Raw genomic sequence first — 12,085 nt, forward strand, 5'->3', positions numbered from 1 at the left:
TTTATTCACCTCTCCTACAAACTACCTTGTAATTCTCTTATTACGTAACCTTCTCCTAATTTTACTATAGCTTTTTTCCATCCTCTTGTATATCCTTCACTTCTTCCCAATCTTTTTGGTTTTGGTTTCATATTCATTACGTATACCTTTTCTACTTTGACTTTAAATATTGTTTCGATGGCTTCCTTTATTTCTGGTTTGGTAGCATCTTTCGCAACTTCAAATGTATATTTTCGTTCTTGCATGAGAGAATAAGTTTTTTCTGTTAAGATCGGCCTAGTAATAATATCGTACGCTTTTTGAAGCTCCATCAGCCGATCACCTCCTCGATTTTATTCACCATTTCTTTGGTAAGTACAATTTTCTCATTGTTTATTAAATCAAATACATTCAAACCATCCACATTTTTTTTATTTTGTCCAGGATTATCAGCAATAATTACTTTCACCTTTGGTAAATTTCTTGCAGACAATTTGAAGTTTTCGTATTGTTCTTGCTTATAAGGAAATAAAAATAAGACCTTTGTACCATCCATACCAAATTGGGTCAAAATATTTTTTACATCTTTTGTTCTAGGTTTTTCAAATTTAACATCATCCAAAACAATTAAGTTATTTTCTCTATACCTGACACTCAATGCAGATTTTAATGCTAATCTTTTCATTTTTTTGTTGAGATCTTTGTGAAATTCCCTAGGTTTTGGTCCAAAAGCTACTCCACCGTGTCGGAAAATAGGAGATCTAATTGATCCGGCTCTTGCTCTACCTAAATGCTTTTGAGGCCACGGTTTTCGGCCTCCTCCCCTGACTTCACTTCTAGTTTTTGTCGAAGCTGTACCTGCCCTTTTGTTGGTTAATTGCATATCCACGTATCTATATAGTACATCCATATTTGGGTCGATATTAAAAATTTCATCTTTAATATCTAACGTTCCCACTTTTTCATTTTTAATGTTGTATACATCTATCTGTGACATTTTTTAATTGACCTCCTTACTTCATTTTTGGGCGTTTAGCCTTAACGGCTTCTCTTATTGTTACTAATCCGCCCCTCGCTCCTGGGACTCCACCTTTGACCGCTATTAGATTGTTTTGTACATCAATGTAAACTACCTCTGAGTTTTGAATGGTTACCCTTTCATTTCCGTATTGACCAGCCATTTTTTTCCCTTTGAATACCTTAGAAGGATAGGATGCATTTCCTGTTGATCCTAGATCTCTATGAAATTTTGAACCGTGAGTTTTCTCTCCCCCTGAAAAGTTCCATCTTTTCATAACTCCTGAGTATCCTCGGCCTTTTGATTTACCTATTAAATCAATCTTTTCTCCTTCAGAAAAAATTGATACATCAATTTTTTGACCGATTTCGTAATCATCGACATTGTCTACTCTAAATTCCCTTAAATATCTCATGGGTTGCACTTGTGCCTTTTTGAAGTGACCCATCAATGGTTTGTTTGCTTTTCTTTCCGGTATCTCTTCAAAACCTATCTGTATAGCGTTATATCCATCTGTTTCTACGGTTTTCTTTTGAACTACCACACATGGTCCAGCTTTGATAACTGTCACCGGGATGGCTTTATCGTCTTTAAAAATTCGTGTCATTGCAACTTTTTTACCTAAAATACTCTTCATTTTCACACCTCCAGAGCCCGAATGATATCCGTCTTAATTTTTTTAGATTTACAATGGCATTAAGCCTTTATGTCTACAGATACTCCTGCTGGAATATTGACTTTCAACAGTTTAGTAACCGTATCTGATGAAGCATTGTAGATATATATAACTCTTTTATGAACAACTTTTTCAAATTGTTCCATTGAATATGAATATTTGTGTGGGGATCTTATTACCGAATATACAGTTCTCTTATTTGGTAATGGAATAGGACCAGAAACTTTAGCTTCGGTATCTTTTACGGCATCAATAATTTTTTTTGATGATTCATCTAGTAATCTATGGTCGTATCCTTTCAATCTAATTTTTATGTACTTATTATTGGCCATATTTTTTTAAAAAGCCTCCTTTTAACTCATTAGTAAGGGGAGCTGAAGCTCCCCGTACAATAATACATTCAAATTGATTATTCAATTATTTCTGTAACAACACCGGCTCCTACTGTCCTTCCACCCTCTCTTATAGCGAATCTCATCCCTTCTTCAAGGGCTACAGGGTAAATCAGTTCTACTGTCATATTGATATTGTCACCAGGCATTACCATCTCTGCACCGCTGGAAAATTCTACAAGAGTTCCTGTAACGTCTGCTGTTCTAATATAAAACTGAGGTCTGTAACCTTTGGTAAAGGGTGTGTGTCTTCCTCCCTCTTCCTTTTTCAATACGTATACCTCAGCCTTGAATTTTTTGTGAGGAGTAATTGAACCTGGAGCGGCGAGGACTTGACCTCTTTTTACTTCATCTTTTTCTATACCTCTTAAAAGACATCCGACGTTGTCTCCAGCTTCACCTTCATCCAATATCTTTCTAAACATCTCAACACCGGTTACAACAGTCTTTTTTGTTTCATAGCTCAAACCAACTATTTCAACTTGATCTCCAGTGTGAACAACACCTCTTTCGATTCTTCCAGTAACAACCGTTCCCCTTCCAGTAATGCTGAAAATATCTTCTATGGGCATTAAGAAAGGCTTATCAGTTTCTCTGACTGGATCTGGAAAGTAATTATCAATCGCATCTAGAAGTTCGTATATCTTTTGTGTCCAAGGACCGTCTGGGCTGTCTTCTTCCAATGCTTTTAGGGCAGAACCTTTAACAACTGGGACTTCATCTCCAGGAAATTCGTAGCTACTTAGGAGATCTCTAACTTCCATTTCTACTAAGTCTATTAATTCTTCGTCATCAACCATGTCAACTTTGTTTATAAAAACAGCTATAGCAGGAACGTTAACCTGTCTTGCCAACAAAACATGTTCCCTTGTTTGTGGCATAACACCATCAGTTGCGGCTACAACCAAAATAGCTCCATCCATTTGAGCTGCCCCAGTTATCATATTTTTTATGTAGTCCGCATGACCTGGACAATCTATATGTGCATAATGCCTTTTTTCTGTTTGATATTCAATGTGTGAAACGTTGATGGTGATTCCCCTTGCTTTTTCTTCAGGAGCTTTATCTATCATGTCAAAAGGTGTAAAATCTGCCCAGCCTTTGTAAGATAAAGCCTTGGATATAGCGGCGGTTAAAGTTGTTTTCCCGTGGTCAATATGACCGATAGTTCCTACGTTCATGTGTGTCTTTTCCCTAACAAACTTCTCTTTAGCCATTGTTCTATCTCCTCCTTATAAATTATTATTGAACTTATTCTCTACTTAAGAGTTTTTGAGTTACTTGCTCCGGAACCTCCTCATAATGAGAAAATTGAATCGAACTGGTTGCTCTTCCTTGCGAAAGAGATCTCATTACTGTGGCGTATCCGAATAATTCTGATAATGGAACATGGGCATGTATTATTCTGGTATTCGTTCCTCCCACGTTTTCAAAACTCTCTACTCTTCCTCTTCTTGAGCTTAAATCGGCAATTATATCTCCCATGTATTCTTCAGGAGTTGTAACGTCCACTTTCATGACAGGCTCTAACAAAACTGGTTTGGCTCTCTTTACTGCATCTTTAAAAGCCATAGATGCAGCTATTTTAAAGGCCATTTCTGAAGAGTCAACTTCATGGTATGAACCATCAAAAACTTCCACTTTAATAGCCACCATTGGATATCCCAATAAGACGCCATCTTGCATACTTTCCTTAACACCATTCTCTATGGCTGGTATATATTCTTTTGGTATGACTCCTCCCACTATTTTATCAACAAATTCGAATTCTTTTTCGCTATTCAAAGGCAGCGGTTCAATTCTAAGTTTAACATGTCCGTACTGCCCACGACCTCCAGTTTGCCTTATATATTTACCTTCAGCTTCGGCTGGAAGTTTTATTGTTTCTTTATATGCTACACGCGGCTGACCTACTTTAACGTTCACCTTGTATTCTCTTTTAATTCTCTCAATGATAATTTCTAAGTGCAATTCTCCCATTCCAGATAATATGGTTTCTCCAGTATCGTGGTCGACGTAGCTTCTTAAACTTGGGTCTTCTTCTGTTAATGCATTTAGGGCTTTACCCAATTTTGCTTCATCATCTTTGGTTTCAGGTTCTATGGAGACCGAAATAACAGGTTCTGGGAATTCAAGTTTTTCTAGAACTATATTACATTCTTTATCTGAGAGTGTATCCCCTGTAGAAGTATCCTTTAAGCCAATTAATCCAACAATGTCTCCAGCCCTTATGTAATCAACTTCTTCCCTTTTGTCAGCATGGAGAAAAACAAGTCTAGATACCCTTTCTGTCTTATTTTTAGTTGTATTGACCACGTAGCTGCCCTTATTTAAAGTACCGGAATAAACTCTAGCAAAAGTCAACTTACCAATAAAAGGGTCCGCCATTATTTTAAAAGCCAACGCAAAAAAATCTTCGTCTTTGGAAGGATGAATATCTTTTACATATTCCCCCGTCCTTTCATCAAACGCCTTAACAGGGGGCATATCTAATGGCGACGGCAGATAATCGATAACTCCATCCAACACGGGTTGTATACCTTTGTTTTTAAAAGCACTTCCACAAAAAACAGGTACTATTTTGTTTTGAATAGTGGCTTTTCTTATCGCTTCTTTTAATTTAGCCAGGGGAATTTCTTCCTCTTCTATATAAAGTTCCATTATATCTTCATCAACCTCCGCAATTGCGGCAATTAAATCTTCTCTCTTCGATTCACAAAAATCTATTAAATCATCTGGAATACTGGTTCTTTCGATTGTTTGGCCACTTTCATCTTTCCAATAAAGTGCTTCCATAGTTAGTAAATCAACTACACCTTCAAAATCCGACTCAGAACCTATTGGAACTTGCAAAGCAACAGGATTCGCACCCAACTTATCTTTCATTGTTTGTATAGCGTTAAAAAAATTCGCTCCTATTTTATCCATTTTATTCATAAAAGCAATTCTCGGCACTCTGTACCTGTCAGCTTGCCGCCAAACAGTTTCAGATTGTGGTTCAACTCCAACTTGAGCGTCAAAAACGGCAACCGCCCCATCTAAAACACGTAATGATCTTTCCACCTCAACCGTAAAATCAACGTGGCCTGGTGTATCAATTATATTTATCCTATGATCCTTCCAAAAGGCGGACGTTGCAGCGGAGGTTATGGTAATCCCTCTCTCTTTTTCTTGATCCATCCAATCTGTTTCAGTTGTACCTTCATCAACATTCCCTAATTTGTGTTTTGTCCCCGCATAAAACAAAATTCTTTCGGTAGTAGTTGTTTTCCCTGCATCTATATGCGCAACTATTCCTATATTTCTTATTTTTTCTATGGGGTATAATCTTTCTTTCAAAACAATCCCTCCTAAAACTGCTATACTACCATCTGAAATGTGCAAAAGCTCTATTCGCTTCAGCCATCCTGTGAACGTCTTCTTTCTTTTTTACGGCAGGTCCCGTATTGTTGTACGCGTCTATCAGTTCTTGAGATAATTTACTAATCATATCTCTTCCTTTTTTTGATTGTGCAGAAGTAACTATCCATCTTATAGCTAAAGATGTGGCTCTGTTTTCAGGTACTTCAAAAGGTACTTGATATGTTGAACCCCCAACCCTTCTTGATCTTACTTCTACCACAGGTTTAACATTATCTATCGCTTTATGAAAAGCCTCTATTGGATCTTCTTTTGTTGCTTCAGCCAATCTTTCCAAAGAAGAATACACTATTTTTTGAGCTAAAGATTTTTTCCCATCATACATTAACCTGTTTATAAATTTAGAAAGTAAAATATCTCCGTAAACGGGATCTGGAACTATGTTTCTTTTCTCAGCAGTTCTTCTTCTCATTCAGTAAAGAACCTCCTTATTAAGCCTTTGGTTTTTTGGTACCATATTTACTTCTACTTTGTTTTCTACCTTCAACTCCAGCAGCATCCAAAGCTCCTCTGATTATCTTATACCTTACACCAGGTAAATCTTTTACCCTTCCACCTCTTACCAAAACGTTAGAATGTTCTTGTAGGTTATGACCTTCTCCAGGTATATAACAAGTTACTTCAATTCCATTCGATAGTTTAACCCTTGCAATCTTTCTTAAAGCTGAATTAGGTTTTTTCGGGGTCATAGTTGATACCCTTACACAAACACCTCGTTTTTGAGGGTTACCTCGTAATGCAGGAGATTTGGTCTTTTTCTTTACAGATTTTCTTCCATATCTTATTAATTGATTAATCGTTGGCACTTAGATTTCTCTCATTTCAAGGGAAGCCACTAAATAAGTGCCCTCAAAAATGAGAGTTCACCTCCTTCTGCTTTATTTTAATTTATATTAGTAAAATATATATATTTTTCGTATATTTGAAAAAATAAGAAAACGCCAGTGGATATTTTACATTATTAGACCTTAATTAAAAATTAATTAAATATAACAATTTAAATAATTTATCGTTATTTATAATTGATTTTCAAACGGTTGACCATTCCCTCAGGAATTTTTTTGATAAAATCGTTTTCCTTTTTTACAAAATAAAATGAATTCCTTAAATAAGGGTTGGTCGTTCCAGTCAGTTGTTTCAAAATGTATAATTCATTCTTTGCCCTTGTTATGGCAACATAGAAGAGCCTTTCTTCTTCATCTAATTTTTGTTCTTTAATTGCAAGTCCGTTGGGAAAATCTCCTGGATTCACCGATATGAGAATAACTACTTTCCACTCCAACCCCTTTGCTCCATGAATCGTTGTGAGAGTTAACTTATTCTCATCATTGACCCCGTTCGTGGCGTTCTTTTTTTCATCGTTCGCGGGTATTACCCCTAGCTCTTCACTGAGCGTCAAATCTTCTATAAAAGCACCCACGGAATCGTATCGACTGGCAATTTCACTGAATCTTTCAATATCCATGTTCCTTGATTTAGAATCAGTAAAAGTTAAGAAAGAATATTCTTGGTAGAAATCTTGATAAATGACATCTATCAACTCATCAGGACTACTTTCTTTCTTTTCAAAAAGTTTTGTCAATAATTCCAGGGGTGTTTTGAACTTTTTTATTTCAGTTTCCTTCAATATATTTGAGATGTTATCGTTTTCCTCATTTATTCGAGTTTCTATCTCTTCATAGATCTTTGATGCAGTTTTGTTACCAATCCCAGGAAATAATTTTAAAACTCTCATCCATGAAATCTTATCCAAAGGATTGTTTAATACCTTTAAAAAAGCCAATATATCTTTAATATGTGCGGTTTCGATGAATCTCAATCCCGATAGTATTCTGTAAGGAATACCTTTTGAATCCAATTTTTGCTGTAATACCATAGATAGTGAATGTGATCTATATAGTACAGCGATATCTTTGTAATCTAAACCTTCTTTTAATTTATCTTTTATGATTTTGGTTACGGCATCGGCTTGTTCCAAATCGTCAAAAGTTTCCACAACAAAAGGTTTTAAATAACTTTTTCTTATAGGCTTGAGGACTTTAGGTACAGAGTTAGAAGGTATTAAATGATTAATAAAACCTACTATATCAGAGGTACTTCTGTAATTACTTTGTATTTTGAAAACTTTTGTTCTGTCATCTTCTATAAAATCTTTTACGTTTTTAAATAAAGCTCCTCTAAAAGAATATATGCTTTGAGAATCGTCTCCAACAACTATCAAATTCCCATGAACCGAGGATAAAGCCTCAACCAATTCAATTTGAATTTTGTTCGTATCTTGAAATTCGTCAACTAAAACATATTTAAATTGGCTTGAACACTTGTTTAGTACTTCTGGATGAGTTTTGAATAAAACTAAAGTATTTACTAATAGATCGTCATAGTCCATGGCGTTCATATCTTTTTTTAATTGGGTATATATACCCCAGATTTGTTCAATATCTCTTTCAAAATTCAACAAATAGGGAGCTCTTTCAAGTATGGCTTCTCTTAAAGAGGTTAATGTATTACATGAATAGCTTATAATTTTCATTATTACTTCTTCTTTGGGAAGTTTGTAATTATCACTGATTTCCTTGATGTACTCGCTTTTAGCCATTTTCAGTAAATCTTTTGAATCTTCTTTGTCGAGAATGCTGTAATTATTTTTGTAATCTAAAATCGTAGCATACCTTCTGAGAATAGAATTACATATATGATGAAAGGTACCTGCAAGCATTTTGTCCATGTTTCTGTTAGTTACATTCTTTACTCTTTCTATCATTTCCTTTGCTGCCGCTTTAGTGAAGGTAACTAGTAAAATATTCTCAGGTTTAACTCCATTATTCAACAAATAGGCAATTTTATAGGTTATTACTCTAGTTTTACCAGAGCCGGGACCCGCAACTATTATCGATCTTCCTTCTGATTTTATAACAGCTTCTTTTTGTTCCTCATCTAACTCATTTTCTAGAAAAGAGGGGAACCTTTTTTCCAAAAAGAGGAAATCATTCCCCTTATTTTTCTCCATGTATTTACACTCCTATTAAATATCATATTGTATATTTGCACCCCTTCGCCCGTTATATATCTTTCTTTTCTATCATATCGCTTATTTCTTTTAATTGCAAGCTTCTGGAGGGATGCCTTAACTTCCTTAAAGCTTTTACTTCAATCTGTCTTATCCTCTCTCTTGTGACATTGAAGAAGTTTCCAACCTCTTCGAGTGTTTTCATCTTGCCATCAAGCAAACCATACCTCATTTTTAACACCGTTGCTTCTTTGGGCCTTAAGGATTCTAAAACTTTTTCAATTTCTTCTTTAAGTATCATTCTTACCGCAATTTCCTCTGGTTGATCAGCTTCAGAGTCCTCTAAAAAATCCCCTATATAAGCTTCTTCATCATCTGAACCACTTATAGGCGCATCAACGGAAATGATTTCTTTAGTTGCCAATAAAATCTCATCCATCTTTTCCAACGGTTTATCCAGTAATTCTGCTAACTTTTCGGTAGTGGGATATTCACCTGTTTCTTGGAGATGTTTTCTAATAACTATATTCATCCTATTTATAGTTTCAACCAAATGAACAGGTATTCTAATTGTTCTCGCTTGATCGGCTATAGCTCTTGTTATTGCTTGCCTAACCCACCAAGTAGCGTAGGTTGAGAACTTAAAACCTCTTTTCCAATCAAATTTTTCTACAGCTCTAATTAAGCCAATGTTCCCTTCTTGAATCAAATCCAAAAAGGTTAATCCTCTTCCAGTATATCTTTTGGCTATACTTATTACTAATCTTAAATTTGCCTTCACCAATTCGTCTTTGGCTTTTTTGTCACCTTTTTTAGCCCTTATCGCAAGTTGTCTTTCCCTGGAAGGGGTTAAGAGTTTGATCCCCCCTATTTCCCTCAAATAAATCTTTATGGGTTCATTTACAGCGGAGTTATCAAAGATCTGAGATTCCCTTTCTTGAAAAAGCTCTTCCAAACCCTCGTTAAAAAATTCTTCTTCCTCCTGGGCTTGGTCCTCTGGAAAAGATTCCATAATTTCTATTCCTTCGGATTCTAGCTTTTCATGAATCTTTTCTAAAAAGTTACCATCAATTACATCTGATAAATTATGAGGTATGCATTCATCTATATCTTGATAAGTTATGGTATTATTTTTCTTTTTGGCTATTTCAATAAGGTTTTCCAAACCTTTTTCAAGTTCTTCTATATAACATTCTTTGTCTCTTTTAACCCTAATTTTATCTTGATCAACAATCTCTATTTTTTCAATTTCTTCTATTAATTCTGAAAAATCTATCTTTTTCTTAAGCTTTTCCATCGATTAGTTTACCTCCATAGGGAACGTTATTAGATCGCTTAATAAACAAATAAAATCCATTTTTAAAATATTGTGTAATCTACTATTCAATTTACTATTTTTAGTTTAGAATAAAGTTGTATGATTTGAGACGTAATATTCGTCTTTTCCGAAAGATCTTTTGTTTCATGAAGTTTTTTCTTCAACTCTTCTATTTGTTGATTTATTTTTGTTCTTCTAATACTCTCTTTTAAAGAAGAAAGAATCCTCTCCGGATTAAAGAAATATTCAATCTTCCAAACCTCTACTATCAATTCACTTAGTTCTTTTGAAGAATTTTCAAGTAGAAACCCGATATCTGAACTTTGTGAGGTTAAAGTAAAAAATTCTTTGAGTAATTGACTAGAGAAATCTTCTTCGCTGAAATAATTTTTGAGTATCTCTCTATAGTGAGGATATTTAATCCATAGGTATAAATAAGATTTTGCAATATCGTACCTTATATCCTTTTCTACGTAAAGAGTATCTTTCGTTTGAGAATTAGACTCATTTGAAGCAGAACTTTCAGGTATGAGCGCAGACGTTCTTTCTAATACTTTTTGAATGTATTCGGTGCCTTTTCCCGTTTTTTTTGAAATATTTTCTATAAAACTTTGTAAATAACTTATTCTTCCAACATTTTCAAATTTTTTGTACCATCTTGACATTTCTTTCAAATATTTCTCTAAAGCGAATTCATTGCCTAAATCGTATTTTTCTGCATAATAATCAATAATGAATTCATGAAATTTGTAGGAGCTTTTTAATATTTCGGCGATGTATTTGTTATCGTGCTTCTTGGTTAGTTCATCTGGATCTTTAGCAGGATACTTCGAAACTGCTATTTGGAAATCTTTAGCAAATAAAGCATCTATAGTGGATAAAGTGACTTTTTGACCAGATTCATCCATATCGTACATTGTAACTACTTTGTTAGTTGCTTTCAGTAATTCAAGGGCATGATCTTTTGTAAAGGCAGAACCTAAAATTCCTACAACATTTTTGAAACCTAATTTGTACATGGAAATTACATCAAAGTACCCTTCGACCAATATTACAAAATCATTTTCTTTTATGAATTTTTTGTTTTTATAATACCTGTAAAGTATTTTAGACTTTTTAAAAAATTTATTCTCAGGAGTATTCAGATACTTAGGAGAATTCATTTCTTCTTCTATTTGTCTACCAGCAAAACCAACTAGTTCCCCAACATTGTTCCTGAGTGGAATGATTAAACGGTTATAAAAAAACTCTTTCTCTCCATTGATCAACAAACCAGTATTCTTTGCAATGTCTTTATCAAAAAGATTTTCTTCGATCACCTTTTGAATTTCTGAGCCAGTGGCAAAACCTAATTCAAATTCTTCAACTAAGTCTCTGGTTATCTCTCTCTTTTTTAGATACTGCCAAACTTTGTGCTTCGAAGAAAGGTTGAGAAGATTATAGTTATAAAGCTTGGAAACTTCCTCATTGAAAGTTATCTCCACAGGTTCTTCTTTTTGAGTAATATCTAGTTCAATTCCTGCATAAGAAGCTATTTTTTTTAAGGCATCCAAAAAACTAATTTGTTCGTATTTTTCCAAAAAAGTGATGACATCACCATGAGCCCCACATCCAAAGCAATGAAAGGTTTGGGTTTCAGGAAATATATAAAATGATGGGGTATCTTCTGCGTGAAAAGGACATAGTGCTGCGTAATTTTTTCCCCTTTTAGAAAGAGACAAATAAGAATTGACGAAATCAACTATATCAACTTTATTTTTAATTTCGTCAATCACTTTTTTCAGGTTATCATAATTTCTGCTCATAAACGTCACTATTCCTTAAAAATACGAAACAAATAATATAGGCCTTATCTTTTTGAAAACTGAGCTCTTTTTCTAGCTTTTCTCAAACCATACTTCTTTCTTTCTACCTCTCTCGGATCTCTAGTCAACAAACCTTCTTTTTTCAAAGCGGGTCTCAAAGATTCGTCGTAGGAAAGCAAAGCTCTGGCAATTCCAAGTCTAATGGCACCAGCTTGGCCACTCAATCCCCCACCATTAACCCTTATGACTAAATCGAACTGTCCATTCGTAGATGTAATGGTGAGTGGTTTTAAAGCTTCCATTTCCCATACCTCGTTGCCTCTTAAATATTCAACCAAACTTTTGTATTCTTTTCCGTTTATTTTAATCTTACCATTACCTGGTCTCAAATGTACCCTTGCAACGGCTGTCTTTCTTCTCCCGGTTCCATAATATTCGACAAGTTCTGCCATTCGAATACCTCCTGC

12 protein-coding genes are annotated in these 12,085 nt (G+C 34.7%); all 12 read right to left on the reverse strand.

What is annotated here, in order from left to right; genetic code table 11:
• Window positions 1–14: 14 nt before the first annotated feature.
• The 12 genes from rplW to rpsI all read right to left on the reverse strand — a co-directional run bounded on the left by rplW (window position 15) and on the right by rpsI (window position 12,070).
• A complete protein-coding gene (gene rplW / locus X928_RS05465) occupies window positions 15–311 on the reverse strand; it encodes a 50S ribosomal protein L23 (protein WP_103076397.1) in 297 nt (98 codons plus the stop codon).
• Window positions 311–976: a 50S ribosomal protein L4 gene (gene rplD, locus X928_RS05470; RefSeq protein ID WP_103065579.1), complete on the reverse strand. Its 666-nt coding sequence runs from the start codon at window positions 974–976 to the stop codon at window positions 311–313. The genes rplW and rplD overlap by 1 nt, the downstream gene beginning before the upstream one ends.
• A 16-nt stretch (window positions 977–992) precedes the next feature.
• The gene (rplC, locus tag X928_RS05475; protein WP_103065580.1) at window positions 993–1,634 is read right to left on the reverse strand and encodes a 50S ribosomal protein L3; all 642 of its coding nucleotides are present in this window, start codon (window positions 1,632–1,634) and stop codon (window positions 993–995) included.
• Window positions 1,635–1,693: 59 nt separating this feature from the next.
• Window positions 1,694–2,005 (reverse strand): 30S ribosomal protein S10, encoded by a 312-nt coding sequence (gene rpsJ, locus X928_RS05480; protein ID WP_103065581.1) that lies wholly within the window; start codon window positions 2,003–2,005, stop codon window positions 1,694–1,696.
• 77 nt (window positions 2,006–2,082) lie between these two features.
• A complete protein-coding gene (gene tuf / locus X928_RS05485) occupies window positions 2,083–3,282 on the reverse strand; it encodes an elongation factor Tu (protein ID WP_103065582.1) in 1,200 nt (399 codons plus the stop codon).
• A gap of 34 nt (window positions 3,283–3,316) precedes the next feature.
• The gene (fusA, locus tag X928_RS05490; protein WP_103065583.1) at window positions 3,317–5,404 is read right to left on the reverse strand and encodes an elongation factor G; all 2,088 of its coding nucleotides are present in this window, start codon (window positions 5,402–5,404) and stop codon (window positions 3,317–3,319) included.
• A 25-nt stretch (window positions 5,405–5,429) separates the two neighbouring features.
• Complete coding sequence (gene rpsG, locus X928_RS05495; protein WP_103076399.1) at window positions 5,430–5,897, reverse strand: 30S ribosomal protein S7; 468 nt, start codon at window positions 5,895–5,897, stop codon at window positions 5,430–5,432.
• Between the two features lie 19 nt (window positions 5,898–5,916).
• Window positions 5,917–6,291, reverse strand: a complete 375-nt coding sequence (gene rpsL, locus X928_RS05500; RefSeq protein ID WP_103076400.1) for a 30S ribosomal protein S12 — start codon at window positions 6,289–6,291, stop codon at window positions 5,917–5,919.
• 206 nt (window positions 6,292–6,497) lie between these two features.
• The gene (locus X928_RS05505; protein ID WP_103078838.1) at window positions 6,498–8,495 is read right to left on the reverse strand and encodes an ATP-dependent helicase; all 1,998 of its coding nucleotides are present in this window, start codon (window positions 8,493–8,495) and stop codon (window positions 6,498–6,500) included.
• Between the two features lie 52 nt (window positions 8,496–8,547).
• On the reverse strand, window positions 8,548–9,792 hold the full coding sequence (locus X928_RS05510) for a sigma-70 family RNA polymerase sigma factor (RefSeq protein ID WP_103076402.1): 1,245 nt from the start codon (window positions 9,790–9,792) through the stop codon (window positions 8,548–8,550).
• A gap of 86 nt (window positions 9,793–9,878) precedes the next feature.
• Entirely contained in the window at window positions 9,879–11,618 is a 1,740-nt protein-coding gene (gene dnaG, locus X928_RS05515) for a DNA primase (RefSeq protein ID WP_103078839.1), read from the reverse strand.
• 44 nt (window positions 11,619–11,662) lie between these two features.
• Window positions 11,663–12,070: a 30S ribosomal protein S9 gene (rpsI, locus tag X928_RS05520; protein WP_103078840.1), complete on the reverse strand. Its 408-nt coding sequence runs from the start codon at window positions 12,068–12,070 to the stop codon at window positions 11,663–11,665.
• Window positions 12,071–12,085 lie beyond the last annotated feature (15 nt).

It is taken from the genome of Petrotoga miotherma DSM 10691, assembly GCF_002895605.1.
Classification (GTDB): Bacteria; Thermotogota; Thermotogae; order Petrotogales; family Petrotogaceae; genus Petrotoga; species Petrotoga miotherma.

Coding starts and splice junctions, on each gene's coding strand:
- rplC (WP_103065580.1), bottom strand. CDS start 1,634: ATGAAGAGTATTTTAGGTAAAAAAGTTGCAATGACACGAATTTTTAAA.
- X928_RS05505 (WP_103078838.1), bottom strand. CDS start 8,495: ATGGAGAAAAATAAGGGGAATGATTTCCTCTTTTTGGAAAAAAGGTTC.
- tuf (WP_103065582.1), bottom strand. CDS start 3,282: ATGGCTAAAGAGAAGTTTGTTAGGGAAAAGACACACATGAACGTAGGA.
- rpsG (WP_103076399.1), bottom strand. CDS start 5,897: ATGAGAAGAAGAACTGCTGAGAAAAGAAACATAGTTCCAGATCCCGTT.
- rplW (WP_103076397.1), bottom strand. CDS start 311: ATGGAGCTTCAAAAAGCGTACGATATTATTACTAGGCCGATCTTAACA.
- rpsJ (WP_103065581.1), bottom strand. CDS start 2,005: ATGGCCAATAATAAGTACATAAAAATTAGATTGAAAGGATACGACCAT.
- rplD (WP_103065579.1), bottom strand. CDS start 976: ATGTCACAGATAGATGTATACAACATTAAAAATGAAAAAGTGGGAACG.
- X928_RS05510 (WP_103076402.1), bottom strand. CDS start 9,792: ATGGAAAAGCTTAAGAAAAAGATAGATTTTTCAGAATTAATAGAAGAA.
- dnaG (WP_103078839.1), bottom strand. CDS start 11,618: ATGAGCAGAAATTATGATAACCTGAAAAAAGTGATTGACGAAATTAAA.
- rpsI (WP_103078840.1), bottom strand. CDS start 12,070: ATGGCAGAACTTGTCGAATATTATGGAACCGGGAGAAGAAAGACAGCC.